We start from the raw sequence: 21,929 nt of genomic DNA on the forward strand, positions 1-21,929 counted from the left end.
TGCGGCGGCCACGAAGGACCCGGATGCGGTACGGCTTGGAACGGACCCGCCTCGTCCTCGCACCAGACGGACAGCCCCAAAGGGGCGCCCACGGTGTAGGCCTGCGGAATCAAGTTTACCGGGCCTTTGCAACAGGCTCAACGACAGGGTTGCCGCGCCATCGTGCTCCCGTTCGGGCGGTCGCGCCCACTCGGCCAGGATGCGCTACTGCGCCTCAGCCCCATAGCAGAGGCGTGGTACGGCGCCATGGCGGGGGCGCACGGCGGCCAGGCCCTCGCGGTTGAAGCTGCTGACCCAGGCCGAGACTGTCTCATTGTGGCAGCGTCAGAGCCGGCGGGTGGCGGCGCTGTAGCTGGCACCCTCGGAAACCGCCATCAGGGCACCGGCCCGGTCGACTTCAGCGGCAGGTGGCTCGGGCGGGTGAGTTCGCGGCGCTTGTCGCGAGTGAAAGAGCGCAAGGGATCTTTCTGGTGGCGCGACATGGCACATCTCGCAACACGAGGCTAATTACGCTGCTATACCAAATCCGACGCCGACCGACACACAAGTTCTTTCACATGGCGACCACAGCTTGGCGGGCGCTGGCTCGGACGACAACGCCGTCTGTGTTGACCACTACCACCGTTTCCCCTCTCTGGCGGAGTTACCCGCCTGTTTGACCGGGGCGAACCTGTTCTTTTGCTAAGATGCCAAAGGGTATACTTAGGTCTAGCCGACACGCTACCTTGCGCTAACCAAAACCCACTCGCGTTCAATTGAATCAGCGTACCGATGTGTCCTAGTTTGGGATATCTCGGGAGTCGCTGAGTGACTCGCAGAAAAGCTATCATAATTTCACGTCTGCGTCAGATGCCTATTTCGCCGATCATCGATCGTGGAGTTGCCGTGAGTAGCAAATGTCTCAATTCCAGAATCCGCGGTTAGAAAGTTGGGAAGGCTGATCAATAATCAATGGGTGTTGACCACATAGAATTATGATCGCTTATATTAGATACGCGATTGACTCTGATTTAATTGAACTAATGTTCGGAGCTAAAGCGCGACACAGGTCTTTCTGGTAGTCGAAAGTCACGACTTTACGGCACATGTCAAAAGCGATTGCCGATGTTCCTAAGGTGCCGCCGGCGTCGGGTCGACCGAGGCTCAACGTTAGGGTCGCATTTTTGGTAGGACGATTGTGATCAATATCCGATGGTCCCAGAGCCAGAATCTCTACGTAAACTAACATCAAACCAAAAGTCGGACGGAGGCTCAGCATGATTGCTCGACAATCAATTGCGGCGTACTCAACAGGTGCGTTAAAGTCATGTGAGAGGCGACCAGACCCGGAGAAACGGTCCGGCACCATGAGCATTGGAGAGACTTACGCTGACGGCGCTGTCATCCAGTTCAGAAACTATCGCGTTCTACCGCAGGCTCGGAAGCTTCTTTGTGAGGGACAACCTGTCGCTCTCAGTGGACCGGCATTCGATCTTCTGACTGTGCTCTTGCGAGCGCGCGGGACCATCGTACCCAAGGATCATCTTCTAAGCTACGTGTGGCCTTCGAGGGTCGTGGAGGAGAGCAATCTACGCGTCCAGATCCTCACACTTAGGAAGGCCTTAGGCATGGATCGTGATCTCATTAAAACTATTCCTGGGCGTGGATACTTGTTCATCGCCGAGCCGAATTCAGGAATGTTCGTAACGTCGCCCCTGATTAATGATGCTTCAAACGCCACATCGATCGTTCGGTGCAACACAGTATGGATCGCATCTAAGACTAGCGAGGCACGCAGGACTGATGTTGTAGTCATCGATCGTGATCACGCTGTAAGAGAAGCTATACACAGCCTGCTGCGATCAACTGGTCTGCGGGTTGAGCGCTTTGCGTCGGTTCAGGAATTTCTAGCTGCCGGTTGGGCGGAACCTCCAAGATGTCTTGTGCTCGATGCCTGGATGCCGGGAAAAAGCGGCTTAGACTTTCAGGCCGATCTCGCATCTGCGAACCTTCACATTCCGATCGTTTTTGTCAGCAACCAGGTCGATATCCATATGTGCGTTCGGGCCATGAAGGCTGGTGCAATCGAGTTCTTGACCAAGCCCGTTCAGTACCGAGACTTGCTGGGCGCCATTGAGCAGGCGTTCGCGACTACAATGACCGCTAAAGGACGCTGCTAAACGACTGCCGTGGATGTTCATTGCGGACCTGCCCTAGAGGTTTTCGAGCGCCGAAGAGACATAATGTTAATCGCCCGCAGGCATGTAAATCTTGTATGTAGCCAGACGGATTGCTTTTTGATTGATCCTGAGGATCTGAAAGTCCGAAAGATGGAGCACTCCCACTACCGCGATAGTTAGGCGCCCCAGCAGTCTTGCTGTGCTGCAACGCGACTAATCCCTACAAGACGGCGCCGTGAGACAATGGTGATAGATCGGCATCGTTTCGTGCCGCTAGAATGGGCCTCACTTTGAAACGATAAAAAGCCCAACGGCAAAGACGGCCACACCAGAGTACTTCCACAGATGCCCTCCGGACTCAGAGGATCACAAGGAGATCTGTAGCCCAAGCCGAGAAAGTTGGATCTTCTGAGCTTCATGGAAAATTTTGACGCGATAGGAACCCGATTCGAGTAACAGGCAGGGTATGCCATCCGCTGCCTAATGCTAAGGGTACGAAGGTGATCTATGACGGCAGCGATCCAGATGGCATTTCTGATGCTGGCGGTGCTGGTCGGCGTGGACATTCTGGCGCGGCGGTTGAGCACCGCTTCATCAATCATCCTTTTGATTGCCGGTGGCGGGCTCGCGTTCGTTCCGGGCCTTCCGAGGGTAGAGTTATCACCTGACTTAGTGTTACTTGGCATGCTGCCGCCACTGATCTACTCGGCTGCGGTCGCTATGAGTTGGCGGGAGTTTCGCTTCAACCTACGCCCGATCGTTCTCCTAGCGCTCGGCTGCGTTGTCTTCACCACGGGTGTGGTAGCTGCTACTGCGCATTGGCTGCTTGGGGTACCACCTGCAGTCGCCATGACAATCGGCGCCATTGTAGCACCCCCAGATGCGGTAGCGCCCATTGCTATTGCGAAACGGGTGGGGTTGCCACACCGACTTGCGGTCGTGCTCGAAGGAGAGGGTCTCGCCAATGACGCCACCGCACTTATCCTTTATCACCTTGCGATCTCCGCCGTGAGCACCGGCGTTTTTGCATTAAGCCAAGCTATTGAGACGCTTGCACTCGTTCTTATCATCGAGAGTGCCTATGGCGTTGCCATCGGCTGGTTGAGCCTGCACGTCCGGCGCTGGGCCCACAATCCGCGCGTCGAGATCACGCTATCGCTGATCACCCCTTATGTGGCGTTCTGGCCTCCTGCGTATTTCGACGGCTCCGGCGTCTTAGCAACAGTCGCCGCCGGCTTGTACATAAGTTGGAATGGCCCTCTCCTGATTTCGTCAGCGACCCGCCTACAAGGGATCTTCTTCTGGGATCTGGTCATCTACTACCTTGAGGGCGTCATCTTTCTGATTACAGGGCTGCAAACCCAAATCCTACTTCAGCAATTGAGCACACTCGCTTTGTGGGAGATAGTAGCAGCGGTCTTCGGTACTACGGGAGTGGTGATCATTGCGCGCTTCGTTTGGGTATTTTCGGCAACTTATTTACCCCGCTGGATAAGTCCCGCAGTCGCACGCAGAGATCCCTCCCCGCCGTGGCGCTACGCTTTTATACTTGCATTCATCGGTGTACGTGGTGTTGTCTCGCTGGCAGCGGCGCTTGCAATCCCACTGACCATCGCAAGCGGCGCCCCATTTCCCCACCGCGACCTCGTTCTGGTGATCACGTTCGGCGTCATAATTTTTACTCTTGTTGGTCAGGGATTACTGCTGCCGAGTGTTGTCCGCTGGCTTAAGCTGCCGCGTGACCGGGCCGCCGAGCACCGGCGGGAGCATGAAGCGTGGCTCGCCGCCCAGTCAGAAGCGCTGGCGCTGGCGAAACGCCACCTTGATCGGATCGCAGATCAGGGGAGAATTCAGCCGGAGGTCTTGGCAACACTTCGGGCGCGTCACGACTACCGCACTGGAGGTTGGGTGACACGCGCGGCGGGCCACCTTGATGCTGATGATAACGCCAATAAGCTCAGAGAGGAATTGATCACCGCTGAGCGCGAATACATATATCGCCTACTGCGGGATGGAAAGATTACAGACGAAGTGCGCCGGCGCATGGAGCGCGATCTTGACTTGGAGGAGGCCGGAATCGGTCGCAGATACGAAGGAAAGCCGGAGCTGCCACTTTAATCTTTGGATTGCAGGGCACGGTCTTTCAATCGAGGCTCCGAGCGACGTGCCGAGTAAGATTAGTATAGGCGCTTCGCCGGACGGAGACGGAGGATCGAAAGTTGCCCTGGCGCAAGATTGACGGATTTCATGACAATAGAGGACAATCTGGACGTTCTATATGATCAGTATTTCTCAACGCGATCGGCGAAGTAGTCGGAAGATCACCTCGAATTGGTTGGTGCGATCATCATTGTTAGATTTGAAGTTCCTATTGTTTCTTCTAATCGCGGCTCGACCGCCACTTATACGAGCAGTCTGTATGGTCCTTGATGTGGCGTCTTAGAGCTATCAGAGACTGTCGGTTAAACATAGTTCAAAGCCCGAGCTCGCTCAGCCCCGGGTAATCGTCTGGTCGACGTCCAAGAGACCAGCGAAACCTCCGATCTGGCTCCCCTATCGGTTGATCATTGATACAGGCATAGCGCTTGCGCATGAGCCCTCTCCTATCAAACTCCCAGTTCTCATTGCCATATGACCGATACCACTTGCCGTCGCCATCATGCCATTCATAAGCGTAGCGGACTGCTATACGGTCTCCCCTATAGGCCCAAAGCTCCTTTATCAGCCGGTAATTAAGCTCACTTGCCCACTTGCGGCGGAGAAAATCAACCACTTGGTGACGCCCGACGATGAACTCGGACCGGTTACGCCAAAATGTGTCCTCCGTATAGGCAAGTGCCACTCTTTCAGGGTCACGACTGTTCCAGCTGTCTTCTGCTAGGCGAACCTTTTGAATAGCGCTCAGGGCGGTAAACGGGGGAAGGGGTGCACGGCCTGTCATCGGAGCTATCCAGCGATTAATCCTTCATTGGCGCGCGGACCGGCATGAACCCGACACAAGGAGCCGTAGGTGTGGGTCGCGATGCATATATCTGTGTGGTATCTGTTGGTCGAACCAGCACTTCACACTGGCTGCGCGCTTGCTCGTTCTGACTACCTTTTCGCCGCGGAGCCTGCCGCATTCCTATAGTGCAGCATCTGTCGCCAAGTACGGGTATCGCACTCATGAAAACTTGCTGCGAAAAGTGCTGAATTATCACAAGACCGGGCTAAGGCTTCGCGCGGGCTACTAGGCTTCGCAGAACGATGACGACCAGGAGTCTGTCGTGAGCTCTTACTGAGTGACATTGTTTCGAACGCTTCTTGCGTTCTGCCAATAGTCAGTCCATACGTTCAACATGAAGCGGTCATCCCCACGGAAGACAGCTGCAACCGTTTCTGCAACTGCCTCTTCGGCATCTGACAACACAGCTCGCTTTGCCTCTAGGAGACAAATCGGGCTGGATGAACTTGGGTGTGTCAGCAGAGAGCGCCAAGTAAATCTGTCAGCGAGATAGTGTCTGAAAAACTCTTCCGGATCCTTGCCGTCGAAATGCCCTGGTGGGTAACCCTTGGCTAAGTGCGTCCACATAGAGATGAGAACTTCGATCAGGCGATCTACTGTATCGCTGTCTTGATTGGCATAAAGCGTATGAACTTGGGTGCGTTCTCGAGCATAGGTGGCAGCAAGTTGTGCAGGAAGCCCACTTGCGAATTCTGCTAGCTCGGCCCGACTGGCGTACCGCTGAGTGCAAGGGTCAGAGTGGTTCGGCATCAGGTCGCCCTTCTATCCAATGTGAAACTTTGAGCGGGTTTGCTTGGGATACCGCGTACATAATGCTCCGTCCTGTCAGAGAGCTACCCGAAGTTTCCGCCTTTCGAAATTTGTAAGACATCGCTGCAAAGGCCGTTCCGGTACTCGTGACGAGCGTGAACTAAACTCCTTGCAGCAAAAGAGATCCTGGTTCATCTGCCATGTTCCATTGCCGTGCTCTCAAATCAGACCTTCGAGGCTTTTGGGTACGCTGACAAAATTCGCGCGCGTATGGAGTCGCCCATACTTGTCTCTCGGTTTTGAGGTAGCTCTGGATTAATACCTGCAAGGTATAAACACTCACAATATTTTGTTTCTACCTTCCATTTTAGGCATGCAGCAGCGTTGGTCACTGCACAGCCGTGATGTAGGTGTTAGACTCCAGTCGATCATAGAGTAGTTCCGTGGCGTCGCACCGGCTAGCACATCCCTAAGATCTCTATGCCGGTTAATACTCTCAGCCTCTAGGTTATTCGTCGCAGTTTCTCGGCGGCGTACCCGTTGGCTCGGGCGCTTGCAACTTATGGAGCCGCTGGCGCCGTTGCTGAACGAACTTTCTAACGATCTTACACTAGCGGCCCCGGATTTTTAAGGTATCGGCTTTTCATGGCTTCCACCGAACGGTACGTCATGGCCGCAATTGTATTGGTGGGATTGTAGCCTGCGTTCTGTGGGAAGCAGCTTGCGCCATGCACAAAAACGTTAGCCACATCCCAGCTCTGGAGATAGGTGTTCACCGCCGATTGATCTCGGCTGATGCCCGTGATTGCTCCACCTGTGATGTGGGTTGTTTGATACGGAACAATGCTAAATGGAACGGGCGGGAGTGAGATCTTAATTTGGTCTGGATTCATAGCACGCGCAATTTCTGTGACCTTTTCGGTCAGGAAACGGCGCATCTTGAGATCGTTTTGAGGGAAGTCGAATGTGAGACGTGCCAGTGGCACCCCATAGGCGTCGCGGTAGGTAGGATCAAGATCGATGTAATTATTGCGCCTTGCAGTGCTACCGCCATGCGCCTGAAGCGTAAACGAGCGATCATACCAATCGTGAAGGGCTCTTTTCCATCCGGAGCCCCAGCTCGGTGTCCCGTCAGGAAGAACTGTTTGCTGTATTGGACGGGCACCAGTAGTCTGCGCAAGAATGTAGCCGCCGCCGATGAAACCATGGGGCCGATGGTCAAAGTTGTCGGCGTTGAACTCATCGACGGTCATTCCCATGGCGCCGGCGCCGGCATAGGAGTTCATGCGCTTGTCCGCAAAGAACGGGTAGACATAGGCCATTGTTTGATAGGCAAAATTCTTTCCAACCGACCCCTTCGCCGTAGCCGGATCGTACGGTTGGCCAATGCCTGATACGAGCATCAGACGGACGTTGTGCACTTGGAATGCGCAGAGCAGAACAAGGTCTGCAGGCTGGAACGTTTCCTGGCCAGCAAGATCGAAGTAAGTCACTCCCCGAGCAGACTTCCGATCAGGGGTAAGTTCGACACGTGTCACATGGCTGTTGCAGCGCAGTTCAAAGTTAGGATTTCTAAGAGCGACTGGTAATACAGTATTAAAGGGACTTGCCTTTGACCAGTTGTAGCATCCGTAACGTTCGCAAAACCCGCAGTACGTACATGGTCCCATCTGGACGCCGTCTGGGGTGGTGTAAGCATCCTGACTCATGTTCGATGCGGGCTGCGGAAACGGCTGGTAGCCAAGTGACCGGGCTGCATCTGCAAAGCGCCGTGGGCCATAGCCCTGCTTTAGAGGCGGCGTAGGATACTCTCGCGATCGTGGCCCCTCAAACGGATTGCCGCCGCTTTGAAGTGCACCTTTTAGATTGCCAGCCTTGCCCGAGGTGCCGCAGATATACTCGAACTTGTCATAGTAAGGCTCCAGTTCATCATAGGTAACTCCCCAATCTTGAATTGTGAGTTCAGGATCGATGAAGTCCTTGCCATAGCGAGCCTCATTGTGACTGCGCATTTGGAAATCAGCGGGCTGGAAACGCCAGTGCTGACCATTCCAATGTATTCCAGCGCCACCCAGTCCGTCACCTAGCAGGAAGGCTCCAAGTCTTCGCATCGGCAACGCGTTCTCGTCCAATCTGTTGCGGAATGTGAGTGTTTCTCGTGAAAGATTCTGGAACATCTCACCGCGGGAGTTCCATTTAATCTCATCCAGTGCATTGGGGGCGCTGAAATCCGGGATAGTGTCACGGAAATGCCCCCGCTCCAATCCGACGATCCGCAAACCCGTATCGGCAAGCTCGCGTGCCGCGATGCTGCCGGTCCAGCCCATTCCGACGATAACGACATCCACATGGGGCATTACCCTTGGCATACCGTGGTTCTCCTCACGATCCAATAGCAATCGGCTCGATCTCGTAGAGCTCGCCATTGAGATCAACCGCAGGTGTTAGGACGGGATTAGCGCCGGGGAAGTTGATCGCCTTCCAAGCGGCCATGTTTCGATTCCCGCCGTAAAGTGGGTCTCCGAGATAGCCTTCAACCGTGTTCTGCCACAAGATCTGGAAGAAGACTGCGGACGAAAAGCCTTCGAGGTGGATCTTTCCTGCCTCCATAAGCGTCATCACCGCGTCTTGTTCACTCATGGCAAGTTCGGTGAATCGCTTTCCCTTGCGTCCCAAGCACCATCGGTCCAGAGCCAGAAGACCAGTGCGATAGATCTGGGCCGGGGTCAGAGCGACTTGCCACCCTTGCGACGGGGAGCCCGCGGGCCAAGGGCCCTGCATATACCAGCGCGCGGCCGCGCCAAACTGCCCGCCAAGTTCCCGATCAATGAAGGTCAGAACACCAGCCTCTACTCCTCCGGGTCCTAGACTGTCCGAAGGGATGAGACGATCAATCATTGCGGTGAGCGTTTCGACCTCAGTGCTCGTCAGAAAGCGATAACCTTGTGGCCCGGGTGTTGCGGTCTCTCCAGTGCGCGGCACCTGATCGGTGGAACTGCCGGGGATAGGTTGTGACAGCCCGGACGGCGCGGACGTCTGGGCGTTCCCACTACCAGTGGCCAGCGCCGTCGCTGCAACTCCTGCGGCAAGGAAGCGACGCCTTGATGGCGTCAAGGGCCGATCGTCCTTTGGGTCTGTCATTGCGCGGCCCCAGCGTTCAAGCCTTCGAGAAAGGAAATCAAATCCTGTCGGTCCTGATCCGAGTTGATCCCTGCAAATGTCATGTAGGTTCCTGGGGCGTAGCCGCGTGGGCTCTTGAGAAACGCATTGAGACTGGCTCCGTCCCAGTTCCCTCGGTGGCCCTTCAGGGCTGGCGAGTAATTATAACCAGGCACGCTCGCAACTGGTCTGCGCGCAACCCCGAAGAGGTTCGGCCCCACTCGAGTGGGGCCGCCTTGGTTGAAGGTGTGGCAGGCTGCACAGGAGTGTTTGGCAATCGCCTGCCCATGTTGAGGGTCCGGGGCACCACCGGCACTGGCGGACGAGGCCGACTCGACAAGTGAGCCAGATGGCGCGGTGCTCGTTGATCCCGAGGTTGGGCCTGTACTTCCCTGACCCTGCTCGGATTTGGCGGCAAGCTCGGTGGCCGTCGACTTGGATACGCCAGCAAGACCGCGGATTACGTTGATATCCGAGCGCTGAGGGCCGCCCTGCTCTGACTGGGGCAGACTTGTTTCCTCTCTACGACCTTGCTCAACCCGAACATCCGCATTCGCGGTCGTCCCAGTCCCGGGCTCTGCTACTCCGAAATATTGAGCAACCGCGCGGCGCCATTCGGGATCACGCAGGACATCGTCCAGGTCTCCTTCGTGAAATTGAGGAGCATTCTCGACTTTACTGGCAGGGACTCGAAGTGTCGGGCGATCCCATTGCCCGCTAAACGAGACAATCTCGAAGGGGAGAAGAATCCGGTTCTTATCCCAACCGAGGAAGCCACCCCACTCGAGGGTTAAGTAGACGGCCCGGTCTGTGGCTTGATCGATGATGATGCTGGCAACACGGCCAAGGGTATGCCCGGAGTTATCTCGATCAACCACATCAGTACCGATAAGATCTCGAGAGGAGAGAAAGAACAGTTTGTCTGCTGCCGCGGCAATTCGCTGATCTTTTGAAGTCGTGGTCGATTGATTCGATATCTGATTTTCATCAGCAGACGCCACTGCCGCTGCGGTATGAGGCGCTCTTTCAGCGGATCCCGGTTGATCGGGCTGACCGGCTGGCAGCCCTCCACCAGGAACCAATACCGAGGATTGTTCGTGCATACTGCGATCTCCAGGAGATGCAGCACCAGAGGACGAAAGATCCTCTGACGAAGGCAGTAGAGCTTTCGCGGACGTTCCAGCCCTCGTATCAGGGGACGACTGTTCGGGAGGGACCGCTAGGTCGGATCGTCGATTGTCCGGGGTTGACCCGCCAGCTCCCTCAGTGGGTGTTGAGAGTTGAAGAGGTGGCAAAGGGGTAAAGCCAAGAACTTGCAGCGCCTGTGCGGTTAACGCGTTACAGCCAGCCGTGTCACGCGCTTTCGCCCTCGCTTGTGCCTCCGCTATAAGACCCGCCAATCGTGACTGTGTGTCGGGCGCCGACTGCGACTGGCCGGTTTGGATGCGCGTTAGATCTTCCGCGCAGGCCGCCTGGGCCTTGCCAGATGCGAGGCCTGCCAACGATAGGCAGAGAAGCATGGCCGTGGCTCCGCGGCCCCTGTAAACGCGTCGCCCTGTAAGGCTTGTACGTGTATGTTCTCCACCCGAAAAATCGAGTGGAAGGTTGGGATCTTCCACTTCACCTCTCCTTCGGTTTAGAATTCGTTCACTCGATGATCGGGCGTAGTCCGTCGATGATTGCCCGACCAGCATGTTTGCTCATTGCGAGCGCTCGCCGCCGGAACGTCGATAAAACCATACTCAGTTCATAATGATCTTGTGACCTGAGAAAGGAGGCGAACTTCGAACTTCCGTACAAACTATGCCTGATAAACACCGCACAGTATTCTAAAATGCCACGACAGCGTTTCCGCTCGTGACTGAGGTGGTAGTTCAGCTGCACAACATTCTACCGTCCGTGCTGCATCAGGCGATCGCGCCTACCTCTGGTTTCAACCCTGCTTCCCTGTGAGATGGTACCGCGCAGAAGACGCGGACTGGCGAGATCGCGGGGATATAACGATGATGTCGGGTGACCGGCAGGGACTTCGATATCTTGAGAAGTAGTGTGTCCAGGATCTACAAACTGCCAGTTCTGAATATCCTATCCCGAGCAAAGTTCTATTCAGGTTCGACTGTCGGTCGCGACCTGTCTTGTGACTGGCAGACCCTTCCGACAGGACAATGTGCGACATCAGCCGATCTTACATAGGCAAGCGGGGCCGCTTCGCTTTCATTGCAAAAAGTGCCGTCCCGAACGAACCGGTCGTAGGTTGACGGTCCAGTGTGCAGGACGACTGAACCGCGAGCCGATACAATCTCCTTGGCCTGGGCACACGTTAGGCTTAAGACCGATGGCTCTGGTTGGGTGCGAGTTTCAGCAGAGAAAGTCAAAGCAGCAAGGCATGCGAGAGCGACTTTGATATTCAACATCTGGCGATCCCTAAAGTCAGTACCTGTTTAACGAAGGTGCGGGTCGAGTATGCACCAGCCTGCTTGCTTTCAAGAGTGACACATCGAAATGCCGATCCACAGGATGTGCGTTATTCTCGAATGGAGCGGGGTGTACAGTCTCCAAGAATAATGCATTAGCCGCGAGAGGTCAGGCTGTGACACCCAGCAGTCGTGCCCATAGAGGGTGGCCCTGGAGATGCAGCCATAGGCTGTACTATTTGTCACCCTTGTTAGGGCCGTTGTTGTTACATACGTAACCAATGAAACACCGCGGTTTGTCGCTCGACTGAACAGTGGCGGCTGACAAGCTGTCAGGACGAAAACAAAGATTCGAGCCACTGACAAATCGGTCGAAGCGATTAGGGCTTGTACTCAGTAGGACGGAGCCACGAGCAGCGACGGTGGCGGCTATCGCGTTACAGTTCGTACTTCCCGAGGTCGGACTTTCCAGAGCCCAAGTCGCAGTCGGGAAGACACTAAGCCATGAAGCTACCAAAGCCGGCGAGAATTTCATCACCGATACTCCTTTCACAACGTATCCATTTCGTTTGTCACCGCAACAGTTCTGTATGACAGCCAGACTGATTGCTGGTCATAGTCCTACGAGGAGATTACCTATGAGGTACATAGAGCATAAATGAATGAACCCTCGCCCCACTTATACATCCGGCGGGCACCAAGGGGAGTATGAACCCGAGAGTTTGATCGGGTTTTCAAGAATAACCGATCTTGGTCAGCTTGCACTGTCAGCCATCGAAGTTGACGGGTATGTTGCCCGCGGTCCGATGCCTGTATGCCTGGCCAATGAATATGTCTAATCGCAAGCGCTAATCTGCCCTCACAAGTTCGCTGAGCGACTGCTCGATGGAGGAGGAGGTAATAAAGAACGAAACTAGATGAATTAGAACGGACGGGTATTGGGTCAGACAATAGCCATATAACTGAGCACTAGCTGCTGTGAGCGAGATTGATAAGGATGAAACTGACTGCTAGTGCCATGACTAAGCCGTAGTTCTAGTCAATCTTCGCCCATCGAAAAAGAATATGCTCGCAGCGCGCGAGCTCCCCCATAGCCTGCTGGGGGAAAGCGTACCGGCGGTTGAGAACGTTGGCAGACAACCTTGGTTTGTCGTTGGTGGTCGCACGATACGGACTAGCGAGACGGATACCCAAGGCGCGGGCGGCCCGGTGGTTAGCGTCGAGGCATAGCCCTTGATCGCTTGTACAATTCGCGGTGAGAACTCAGAACCAAGGTCGAGCAGCTCCCGAAATGCGGGCTGTCGTTGACCTCACCAGCGGTCACGCAAAAGCTCAACGGGTCACCATTCCAGTCGGACTGAGGTGGATCATTAGGTGAGAAGCCCCCACGCGAGCGGCCCAGGGCCTGCCTGCTCTGCCCCTTCTCCGCCCAGCGACGAGACATGGGCCCGCACGATGGTGGAGTCGACCATCTGCACCAGATGAGCGGTCTCGCCCAGGGCCGCAAAGGTCTTGAACACGCGCGCCCGGCTCAAGCGCCACAAACATTTCCAGACTGACATCCAGTGGCCGAAACACTCCGACGGAGCTCTCCAGGTGATGTTGTGGATCGTGAGGTAGTGCAGCGCTCCGAGGAAACGGTGGTCATTGCGGCGCTTCAGACCACGCCGGAAGCAGGAGGCGCCAAACACCCGCAGCACACTTGCTTCGCCGTCTCCCATTACTCAGATCAGCATTTTCGAGCCTCCTGAAGGTGACCCACAACGGTTCCGTGACTGACTGATTTGGGAGTCTGCTCACCCAATGTTCAATCCAATCTGTTCACACGGTCTAGACCGTCGCGCACGGCGCCGACCATTTACTACTGGCAGATACAGCAAGTCCGCGCGCAACGCGCATCATACCATCGGAAGGCTCAGCCCGTTGCAGCGAACTTCGCTCCCGAGTTTATGCATCCTTACTATCCGCGGCGATCGACGTGCTCATCGATACAATCAATCTGATAGGTGATGAGAATTAGCCACAAAGCGCCCTCGATTATCTATCAAGGCATCAGCGCCCGAACCCCAGCTTCCGCAATCTGCTGGTCGTGGTCTGGCGTATCTGCCGATACACCGATTGCGCCGACAAGGTCGCTGCCTACCTTGAGCGGCATCCCGCCCTGCATTTGCACGAAGCCAGGCGCAGTCACAGCCGCGATGCGACCCTTATTGATCGTTTCCTCAAGCGTCCGCGTTGGCTTCCGGTAGATTGCCGCGGACCGAGCTTTGCCAGATGCTAATTCTATGCTGGCGAGCATCGGAGCGTTATCCATGCGCACCAGCAAGACCAGCCATCCGGCGTCATCTACAACAGCGATGACGCCAGGCGCGTTAACCCGGATGGCCTCCGATTCTGCTGCCCGAGCAATCTGACGTGCTATCTCTAGGGTCAATACCCTTTTTTGCGGAAGGTGAGCCTCGGATTGGCCCAATGCTGGCGTTGCGAGGCTTCCCGCAATCACCAGAGCGGCGGGTGCTAGAGTTAACCGTTGGCTTCGATACATATCCTCGTCCTTTCGACAGATGACTAACGCAATACAAAGCGGACAACATCGTGGGGCTAAGTCGTCCAATTTGAACTGACGTTGCTGTAGCCTCGAAAGCAAGCTGCGCGATCTTCTCGCGAAGAGCGTATTCATGGGGTGGTGTGCACCACCGCTCAGAGATTAACGCAGCTGCAACAAAAATCCAGCTTGTATCTGAGGGTGCCTCTGCGGCTCTGTTCGAAACAAGCCCGCGGCAGCGCCAGAGGATCCGGTCAAAGGCTTCAAGCCGGATCATAGCGTCATCCCGCTCTTAGGACTGCAAATCTTCAACGCCTCAGGAAATCCTGCTGATCCGGCGCCAGTGCGAGTTCGATTAATGGAAGTGAGCCCCGAGCGCCGCGAGACCGCAGATTCAACTCGCGTCCACTCGGTACCACACCTCTGTATATGTCTGCCAAACTAAAAAGCCAGTAGTATGGACGTCTGTACAATCGATGCGGATACCGCGTGAGATGTAGCCTTGGGCCAGTCGCTGTGAGACTCGCTATGCGATTTGACGGAGTTGTCGCAGTCCCAACTATGTTGTGCACGTACGTTTCCGCCTGCGACGATTGTCAGCACAGCAGGAGGAAGGACGCAGGTGGAGATCGTAATGATGCTGGATCCGGTGCCTGAGATACCCCAACTACGGTTAGTTCTCTGTTTCGCGGATGACTTAGCGTCTCCTCGGTCGAGCATAGAGGCTTCGACAACGATCGATCGACCGGCTAATCCAACTCGAGATGATGGGATTGGCGAGGTAGCGACACCAACCCGTGAACGCAACCTCGTACCCTATGAGATGCGATTATCCGACCAACTTGGATCAAAGATTCTGCAACACCTAGCTAAGGCTCGCTCGCCTGATGCTACATTCTCTTTGACGGTCCGGGCCAGCCGCTGTGAACAGAGGGATGACTGTTCGGATTTTCAGTTCGGCTCTGGTGATCCTCAAGTGGGGTCAGCTGAATTCGAGGTTTTGAATGTAGACTTTGATGATTACGCCTCCTGTTCCAATCAAGCGAAGCAGTGTCAGCCGAAATTCCGTCTAACTCGCCGGGAGACAGAGGTTCTAACATGGGTTGGCCGAGGTAAAACTTCCTCAGAGATTGCAACGATCCTTGGAGTGAGCACACGCACCGTTGATTTTCACTGCGCTCAAGCTATGGGTCGCCTCGACGTGATGAATCGAACTCAAGCCGTAGCAAGGGCAGTGGCGGACGGGTTAATCACCACATAGTTTGCTGCTCGAGAAGCACCGTCGCTTCTCTCGAGCCGACAGGAACGTGCTTCCTACCTTCTCTCCAGCATGAGGGCGTGCATGACTTTCATGAGGTAGGGGCCCGCAGGAGGCGGATCACTGAACTTTAGTGCAGGGCCACGGCTCATACTACGTCTTGGTGAGCGCGTCTCGTCACAGCCTCAGAGCCTTCGAGATGTGATTTAGCACGGCAGACGAAGGTGTTGCCATGTTCATTCCGGTCGCCTTCCGGTTTGACGATGCCGGTCGCCTGCGCCAGCTGGCGCATCAGAGTATGGGTGCCCTGCAAACCCGCCGCTTGCTGGCCCTGGCGGTGATCTAGGAGGGTGGCTTGAGCACCCAAGCGGCCGCGATCAGAGGGGTTAGCCTGCAGAAGTGATGCCGTGTACAGATCACAACATATTCATCGGGTGTCGAGACTTTGGTGTCGGAGCATTAATTCTCGCAAGTCACTGGGAAGATGTGAGTTCTACGGCCTGTTATGACTTGAACCCTTTGCACCTGGAGGCGTTTTGCTCGTCCTGTTTAAGGAGGAGCCATGCTGACGGACACGCAATGGGCCATGCTGGAGCCTTTGGTGGAACAGTGCCGTCCTAAGGGCAAGACGCCGCCGCAAGATCTGCGTCGCACGATGGAGGCGATCCTCTGGCGGCATCAGAATGGCGCCAAGTGGCGCGCTGTGCCCTCGGAATTAGGGCCCTGGTGGCGCGCCGCTCAGACCTTCATCCGCTGGGCTCGTCTGGGTGTCTGGGAGCGCCTGCTCAACCTGGTGCAGGAGCGCGGCGTCCAGCTTGGAATGACGTTCCTGGACGGCACCAGCGTGCGCGCGCATCAGAAGGCGGCCGGGGCTCGTCGAAAAGGGGCTCTCAAGCTCAACGAGACGATCGTGAAGCACTTGGTCGCTCTCGTGGCGGCTATGGCACCAAGGCTTGCGTGATCGCCGACGGTCTCGGACGCGCTATCGCGTTTCGCCGTGCACCGGGTCAGGCGCACGAGCTGCCTGACGCCATTCCGCTGCCCGACACTCTGCCGGGTGTGCCCAGCTGGGTCGTAGCGGATCGCGGCTACTCCAGTCACAGCTTCCGCGAGCACATCTGGAGCCTCGATGCGAGGCCGGCGATCCCGGCCAAGTCCAATGAGGCGCCGGTGGCCTGTCCGGCCTGGATCTATACCAACCGCAATGTCGTCGAGCGGCTCTGGGCCAGGCTCAAAGAGTGGCGGGCTGTTGCAACGCGCTACGAGAAGACGGCCTCATCCTTCATGGGCGTGCTCTGCCTCGCCGCAGCAATCGACTGGCTCAAGAACTAACAGGCCGTAGTGGAAGTTCGATTTGAACGGTCAGTTTGGTTCATCAATCTAAGGTTCTTGCTGGGCTTCGGTAACGCGGGTAACGAGGCACGTCTGTCGGCCCTTCTATATTGACGGTAACGGGTTCGTCCGATGTTACGTAAGACATGGTTGTAATGGGAATGTCTCACGCTTTAGACGAAACCTCGGAAGTAAGTGACAGGATGGCCTAAGTTCGTTGTCATTACAACGATCCGGGTGATCATGTTTGATCGCCACCAACGGAAGCATAGCTTGCGCGAACATTCTCGCTGAGCAGTAGGATAAGACAACCCGCACGGATCGACACTCCAATTCGAGAAACGGCTCGGCTCTATCGGCTGCGATCACTTGCTAGCCAATGGCTAGGGAGCAGCTTCTATTGGGAGGGCTGCTCACAAATACAGCCGCCTCGCGACCACGACTATCCTTAAACCGGCAAATCTGGGTTGATTTCGGCAGTCGTGGCGGAGTTATTAGTGTTTGGCCAGCAGGTCTTACGGTTATTGAACCATCGGTTCATGCGATACACTAGTGCTATCTGAAATTTGTTTTCGTTTGCTTAGAGGCCGATGACATCCGCGTTGGGGAAACTCTGCAGAGCACACCGGCTGCGCTCTGGTAGAGGAACTGCGCGAGCTGCGAGGTGTCTTACCTCCGACAGTTCGGGGCGACAGCGGCTTCGGTAGTTGCTAGGTCCAACGCTGAAGCTTCGCAGAAAGGCGCGACGCATATTGCTGACAGTCTTAAAGCCGCATAGGTAAGCAACGGTCTTTAGAGCGAGGGGCTTCTTGCTCTCGAGCATCGAACATGCATTCTTGAGTCGGACCATCTCGACGAAACTGCGGGGAGTCATGTTGAAGTCTCGTTGAAATACCCTCGACAAATTTCTGGGACTCATGTGAGCGCGACTAGCAAGTGCTCTAATCGAAAGGTCGGCCGTGAGATTCCCGTAAATGTACTCTAGTGCCGACCAAGCCACGCTTCCTGCTGGTGCGGATCTCGTAGGTTGTGGGTCGATTGGGATCGAGCTGGGAGGTTGGTATGAGCTTGTCACCAACGTTTGTGCGACTGCAACTGCGAGGTCTCGTCCAAAGTCATCCTCGACAAGCGTGAGTGCGAGCTGGACGCCCGCAGTTCGTCCTGCAGACGTGAAGATAGATCCGTTGTGTACCGTGATAGTGGCAGAGTTCTGGTGGATGCTCGGATCGGCTCCGATGAACTGCTTCAACAAGGGCTGATGCGTCGTCACTTTCGTCCCATCAAGAAGGCCAGCAGCCGCAAGTGTAGAAAGGCCCGAACCCGTTGAAGCGATTCGACGAACGGCCTGGGCATTTCGGGCGAGCCAAGCGCTCAACGTCGGATTAACATCTATTCTAGGACTGCCAATAATACACAACGTGTCGAAGGGATCACGAACATCTTCAAGCAAATGATCGACCACCAGCCGAATGCCCCCGAACCCCTCCACGATGCCGCGTTGCAGGCCTACGGACTGGACATTGTATAGTTCCTGTCGCCCTACAAGATTTGACGCCTCTGCGAAGACTTCGATCATTCCAGCAACGTCTAGAGCAAATGTGCCCGGCGGCAAAACAACAACAACGTTTCTGGGCGCGCCGATGCCCGAGCACGGCCAAGGCGAGGAAGTTTGGGCAAGGCCCGCATGATTGTTACTGGCTGTATGGCTTGAAGATGCATGGATCATCACAGTCTCCGGTGGAAGGCCGGTGGCATACTTTCAAGCTGCAATTCGCTGCTCAGCCCATTGAGTTATAGTCGGTGTATGTGCGGGCTGTTCCTGAGTCATCGAGTACCACATTGCGTCGATCACGCCGGCGGGTGAAGGATCATTCAGAACGATATGACCTTGGGAAGAGCTTCGTGTACACGACGCCGCAATTACTGCTGACCGATCGGGATGGCTGTCATGATATTCGTCGGCAAGTATCCAGCCATCAATCAGGCCAGGAAGACTTGCGCGGCTATAAAGCCAATCGATACCACGGTTGTGAGCTCGCAAGAGCAAAAGTGCTTGGATACCAGATTCTGCAGTTACAGTGTCGTAGTTCCTCCCTTGAAGCTCCCTTGCGAGGCTCTCGCGGAACACTGCATTGGTATCAACAATCAAAATGCGTTCCTCCCTGGCCGATGTCATAGCTGCCTCCTAGCACCAAGTTGGAAAGCTAGCACCCTCTCATAGAAACCCGGAAGAAGATGTCTGGAGTTGAAAATTAGCATGGCCTAGCAAGGGAGCGCCATCGTCCATGTGGAAGGCTCGATCACCAGGAGGTCTCGGGAGGGACACACCTTCGTATGCAGGAGTTCGCATGTCGGGTCGAGACAGTTACTCGCAGATCAGAAACGCAGCAGCCGCATCAGCCCTTCGTTGTACACGAAAGAGCAAAGCCATCAACAGCCGACAGCGTACAAACGACATGACCGGAGGCGTCGCAATGTCGAGCGGCCAGGCCTTGGTGTTGCAAGAACATGTCGCAGGCATAACATCCTATCCCGATCGGCGATACCCTTACGAGGTGTGACTAGGCTGTCGGCCCTTGAGCCTGTCGCGCGAAACAGGGAGGAATGTATTGGTAGCTGAGTATGCGGCCTGAGCGGCACGCGGAAACGAGGCCTTCACAAACAAGTTAAAGTCCCTCAGATACACTCAGCGGTTGGACGCAAACGTTGATCCACCTAGAGCCTTTTCCGACTATTCCGAGTCGGAGGGATTCCGCTTTGAGATCTGATGTGGCCTGCTGGCGTCCAGACATGGAGGCACGGCATGGCACGCGCTTACAGTCAGGATCTGCGGGACCGGGTGATCAAGACAGCCCTGGGTGGCGCCTCAGTGCGGCAGGCCGCCGCCCGCTATGGGGTCGGCATCTCAACCGCCGTTCTGTGGGTGCGCCGCGCTCGATCCGGCGAGGTGGCTGCCCGCCGGCAGGGTCAACCCAGGCACTCCAAGCTCGACGCGCATGCGGCTTTTCTGCTGGAGCTGATTGAAGCCTCCTCGCATATCATTCTTCACGAGATGCAGGCGAGGCTGAAGCAGGAGCGCGGCGTCTCGGCTGGCATCGGCACGCTCTGGCGCTTCTTCCACGCGCGGGCGATCACCGTCAAAAAAAACCGCCCACGCCTGCGAGCGCGACCGGCCCGATGTCAGAGCCGCGCGCGAGGCTTGGTTTGACGGGCAGTTGGATCTCGACCCGGAACGATTGGTGTTCATCGACGAGACCAGCGCCTCGACCAAGATGGCACGCCTGTATGGACGCTGCGCGCGAGGCCAACGCTTGCGGGTCGGACTGCCGCACGGACATTGGAAGACCACCACCTTTGTGGCCGGTCTACGCTTGAGCGGGTTTACCGCGCCGATGGTGCTGGATGGGCCGATGACCGGCCCGTGGTTTGCGGCTTATGTCGAGCAGATCCTGGTGCCGACCCTCCGGCCGGGCGACGTGGTGATCCTGGACAACCTGCCGCCGCACAAGAGCGCGACGGTGCGGGAGCTTGTCGCGGCAACAGGGGCGACGTTGAGGCGCCTGCCGCCGTATTCCCCTGACTTCAACCCAATTGAAAATGCCTTCGCCAAGCTTAAGGCACTGCTGCGCAAGGCGGCTGCCCGCACCAAGGACGCGCTCTGGCAGACCATCGGTGAACTGTTAGACGAGTTCTCGCCCGAGGAATGCGCTAACTACTTCAGGGCCGCTGGATATGAACCGGAGTAAGCGGAAATGGCTCTAGACGCTGGCCGCAGACTAGAATCGGATTGGCTGGGTTTCGCGTCAGTAGGGCTGTCCAGATGCTCGCTCGAGGTTTGGATTTACTGTCCGCCAGAAGGGATCCTTATCGTGTGGCGTCCAAGAGCCAACGCAACCGATCTTCGCGCATCCACCTGTAACGAAGCAGTCCACAAGTGACACGGTCGCGAGCCAGTATAGCGCTCATATGGTAGGCGTGATGCTCCTGATCTGCGGGTGCTTATCAGTTAAACATCTGCTGCACTTCGAACTCACGGGGAGGCCGCGCGAACACCCAGGATCTCTGCCATTCGCACAAGATCGGCAAGCGAGTGCGCACCCATTTTCCGCATGACGTTGCCCCGATGGACTTTGACCGTGATTTCGCTGAGTCTAAGTTCTCCTGCAACCTGCTTGTTCAGCAAACCATCAACGACAAGTCTCATTACCTCGCGTTCCCGCTGTGTCAGTGTGCCAAAGCAGGCCCGCAGATTCATTAATTGCTTCTCGGCTTGTCGCCGCTCGCGATCACGGTCGAGCGCAATAGCAACCGCATCAAGCATGTCTTGATCCCGAAATGGTTTAGCTAAAAAGTCGATGGCTCCTGCCTTCATGGCCTTTACAGACATTGGGATGTCGCCATGGCCAGTTATGAAGATGATAGGAATGTTGATCTGTACTCTGGCGAGTTCTTTTTGAAGATCAAGACCGCTTATGCCTGGGAGTCTAACGTCAAGTACGAGACAGCTTGGTGCATCGGGGAAATGGCTCTCGAGCAATTCAGCGGACGAGCCGAATATCTTGACCTGGTACCCAACTGAGCGAAAGAGGCTTCTGAGCGCCTCGCGCAAGGACTGATCGTCGTCGACGAGAAAGACGACTGGCTCTTCGGCTGCTTCCGGAGAGGTGCTACGTGATATCATGTATATCACCCCCTAATGCGTAGTGAAACTAGCTGAAGATAGCATTGAGTTCACGAAATCATAAACGAGATCCAAGTGCCATGATAACGATAGGAGCGAGCACATAAGACAATTGCGGATTTGCCGATCACAGTACGTTACCTCCGCTATTCGGTCTTCATACTACAGTGAGAGCGCTAAACTCCAAGTGAGGTGCTGACGTCTTGGTCAGTGAGCAAACCCGAAACTCCATTGAGACCTGCAGCCGGGATCGGCTGTGGCTATCCCCGTGCTGCCGATCTCGTTCACGACAGGTCGTCAGCAAGTCCTGCCTATACTTTCTATTGCACGGTTTAACTGCGCCGCGCCCTACAATCGTTTATTGAGCCACTCGCCGCCGCATTATGAAAATTAGGTCACAAGAAAGCGGCTAGCATATGCTGTAACTCCGCAGTCAGCTGATAGCAACAACCCGAGCCGCACCTTTAAGTTTTGGGTCTGATCCTTTCGTGTGGACGTGCCAAACGAAAGTATAACCGTACTAAACTAATCGGTGCTCTCGGAACTGCACGATATAATCGAATATTTGCAGTATGTGCCTACACTGGTTCGAACGTTTCACTGACTTCTGTGCAGCTCACGAATTAG

The 21,929-nt window shown here is 55.7% G+C and carries 15 protein-coding genes; 5 read left to right on the plus strand and 10 right to left on the minus strand.

The features are described from left to right. The first annotated feature begins 1,346 nt into the window (after positions 1–1,346). Complete coding sequence (locus HPT29_RS25990) at positions 1,347–2,159, plus strand: response regulator (protein ID WP_173945435.1); 813 nt, start codon at positions 1,347–1,349, stop codon at positions 2,157–2,159. Positions 2,160–2,666: 507 nt separating this feature from the next. Next, the gene (locus HPT29_RS25995; RefSeq protein WP_173945434.1) at positions 2,667–4,277 is read left to right on the plus strand and encodes a Na+/H+ antiporter; all 1,611 of its coding nucleotides are present in this window, start codon (positions 2,667–2,669) and stop codon (positions 4,275–4,277) included. Positions 4,278–4,632: 355 nt separating this feature from the next. Here the strand turns inward: HPT29_RS25995 and HPT29_RS26000 are convergent, their stop codons facing one another. From HPT29_RS26000 to HPT29_RS26030, 7 genes are all read right to left on the minus strand, one after another. Next, the gene (locus HPT29_RS26000) at positions 4,633–5,100 is read right to left on the minus strand and encodes a nuclear transport factor 2 family protein (RefSeq protein ID WP_173945433.1); all 468 of its coding nucleotides are present in this window, start codon (positions 5,098–5,100) and stop codon (positions 4,633–4,635) included. 333 nt (positions 5,101–5,433) lie between these two features. Next, a complete protein-coding gene (locus HPT29_RS26005) occupies positions 5,434–5,913 on the minus strand; it encodes a hypothetical protein (RefSeq protein ID WP_173945432.1) in 480 nt (159 codons plus the stop codon). Positions 5,914–6,518: 605 nt separating this feature from the next. Further along, entirely contained in the window at positions 6,519–8,282 is a 1,764-nt protein-coding gene (locus HPT29_RS26010) for a GMC family oxidoreductase (protein ID WP_173945431.1), read from the minus strand. Positions 8,283–8,295: 13 nt separating this feature from the next. After that, a complete protein-coding gene (locus HPT29_RS26015; RefSeq protein WP_173945430.1) occupies positions 8,296–9,054 on the minus strand; it encodes a gluconate 2-dehydrogenase subunit 3 family protein in 759 nt (252 codons plus the stop codon). Continuing rightward, positions 9,051–10,175 (minus strand): PRC-barrel domain-containing protein, encoded by a 1,125-nt coding sequence (locus tag HPT29_RS26020; protein WP_173945429.1) that lies wholly within the window; start codon positions 10,173–10,175, stop codon positions 9,051–9,053. The genes HPT29_RS26015 and HPT29_RS26020 overlap by 4 nt, the downstream gene beginning before the upstream one ends. A 2,681-nt stretch (positions 10,176–12,856) precedes the next feature. Beyond that, positions 12,857–13,006 (minus strand): hypothetical protein, encoded by a 150-nt coding sequence (locus tag HPT29_RS26025; protein WP_210271913.1) that lies wholly within the window; start codon positions 13,004–13,006, stop codon positions 12,857–12,859. A 524-nt stretch (positions 13,007–13,530) separates the two neighbouring features. Further along, positions 13,531–14,166 (minus strand): GlcG/HbpS family heme-binding protein, encoded by a 636-nt coding sequence (locus HPT29_RS26030; protein ID WP_259060835.1) that lies wholly within the window; start codon positions 14,164–14,166, stop codon positions 13,531–13,533. Between the two features lie 688 nt (positions 14,167–14,854). Between HPT29_RS26030 and HPT29_RS29010 the strand changes: the two genes are divergently transcribed. Together HPT29_RS29010 and HPT29_RS26035 are read left to right on the plus strand one after the other, a co-directional pair. Next, positions 14,855–15,292: a helix-turn-helix transcriptional regulator gene (locus tag HPT29_RS29010; RefSeq protein WP_432807339.1), complete on the plus strand. Its 438-nt coding sequence runs from the start codon at positions 14,855–14,857 to the stop codon at positions 15,290–15,292. Between the two features lie 559 nt (positions 15,293–15,851). Then, positions 15,852–16,621, plus strand: a protein-coding gene (locus HPT29_RS26035; RefSeq protein WP_259060837.1) for an IS5 family transposase whose coding sequence is annotated in 2 segments (ribosomal slippage) — positions 15,852–16,173 and positions 16,173–16,621 — 771 coding nt in all. Because the reading frame shifts where the segments join, the coding sequence is not laid out codon by codon here. A 580-nt stretch (positions 16,622–17,201) separates the two neighbouring features. Here HPT29_RS26035 and HPT29_RS29015 read toward each other — a convergent pair. Together HPT29_RS29015 and HPT29_RS26040 are read right to left on the minus strand one after the other, a co-directional pair. Next, positions 17,202–18,347, minus strand: coding sequence for a GlxA family transcriptional regulator (locus tag HPT29_RS29015; RefSeq protein ID WP_173945018.1), 1,146 nt, complete (start codon positions 18,345–18,347; stop codon positions 17,202–17,204). Positions 18,348–18,380: 33 nt separating this feature from the next. Continuing rightward, positions 18,381–18,797 (minus strand): hypothetical protein, encoded by a 417-nt coding sequence (locus HPT29_RS26040; RefSeq protein ID WP_173945019.1) that lies wholly within the window; start codon positions 18,795–18,797, stop codon positions 18,381–18,383. A gap of 627 nt (positions 18,798–19,424) precedes the next feature. On the opposite strand from HPT29_RS26040, the gene HPT29_RS26045 reads away from it, so the two are divergent. Further along, positions 19,425–20,367 (plus strand): IS630 family transposase gene (locus tag HPT29_RS26045; RefSeq protein WP_259060839.1). Its coding sequence is split into 2 segments (ribosomal slippage): positions 19,425–19,759 and positions 19,758–20,367, totalling 945 coding nucleotides; the frame shifts between segments, so codons are not numbered across the junction. A gap of 284 nt (positions 20,368–20,651) precedes the next feature. On the opposite strand, the gene HPT29_RS26050 is transcribed toward HPT29_RS26045, so the two are convergent. Next, the gene (locus tag HPT29_RS26050) at positions 20,652–21,302 is read right to left on the minus strand and encodes a response regulator transcription factor (protein ID WP_173945145.1); all 651 of its coding nucleotides are present in this window, start codon (positions 21,300–21,302) and stop codon (positions 20,652–20,654) included. Positions 21,303–21,929 lie beyond the last annotated feature (627 nt).

Origin of the sequence: Microvirga terrae, assembly GCF_013307435.2 — a bacterium.
GTDB lineage: Bacteria > Pseudomonadota > Alphaproteobacteria > Rhizobiales > Beijerinckiaceae > Microvirga > Microvirga terrae.

Excerpts from the sequence above, each read along its gene's own strand:
- HPT29_RS25990 (WP_173945435.1), top strand. The coding sequence starts at position 1,347 with ATGAGCATTGGAGAGACTTACGCTGACGGCGCTGTCATCCAGTTCAGA.
- HPT29_RS25995 (WP_173945434.1), top strand. The coding sequence starts at position 2,667 with ATGACGGCAGCGATCCAGATGGCATTTCTGATGCTGGCGGTGCTGGTC.
- HPT29_RS26000 (WP_173945433.1), bottom strand. The coding sequence starts at position 5,100 with ATGACAGGCCGTGCACCCCTTCCCCCGTTTACCGCCCTGAGCGCTATT.
- HPT29_RS26005 (WP_173945432.1), bottom strand. The coding sequence starts at position 5,913 with ATGCCGAACCACTCTGACCCTTGCACTCAGCGGTACGCCAGTCGGGCC.
- HPT29_RS26010 (WP_173945431.1), bottom strand. The coding sequence starts at position 8,282 with ATGCCAAGGGTAATGCCCCATGTGGATGTCGTTATCGTCGGAATGGGC.
- HPT29_RS26015 (WP_173945430.1), bottom strand. The coding sequence starts at position 9,054 with ATGACAGACCCAAAGGACGATCGGCCCTTGACGCCATCAAGGCGTCGC.
- HPT29_RS26020 (WP_173945429.1), bottom strand. The coding sequence starts at position 10,175 with ATGCACGAACAATCCTCGGTATTGGTTCCTGGTGGAGGGCTGCCAGCC.
- HPT29_RS26030 (WP_259060835.1), bottom strand. The coding sequence starts at position 14,166 with ATGAATACGCTCTTCGCGAGAAGATCGCGCAGCTTGCTTTCGAGGCTA.
- HPT29_RS29010 (WP_432807339.1), top strand. The coding sequence starts at position 14,855 with ATGCGATTATCCGACCAACTTGGATCAAAGATTCTGCAACACCTAGCT.
- HPT29_RS29015 (WP_173945018.1), bottom strand. The coding sequence starts at position 18,347 with ATGATCCATGCATCTTCAAGCCATACAGCCAGTAACAATCATGCGGGC.
- HPT29_RS26040 (WP_173945019.1), bottom strand. The coding sequence starts at position 18,797 with ATGACATCGGCCAGGGAGGAACGCATTTTGATTGTTGATACCAATGCA.
- HPT29_RS26050 (WP_173945145.1), bottom strand. The coding sequence starts at position 21,302 with ATGATATCACGTAGCACCTCTCCGGAAGCAGCCGAAGAGCCAGTCGTC.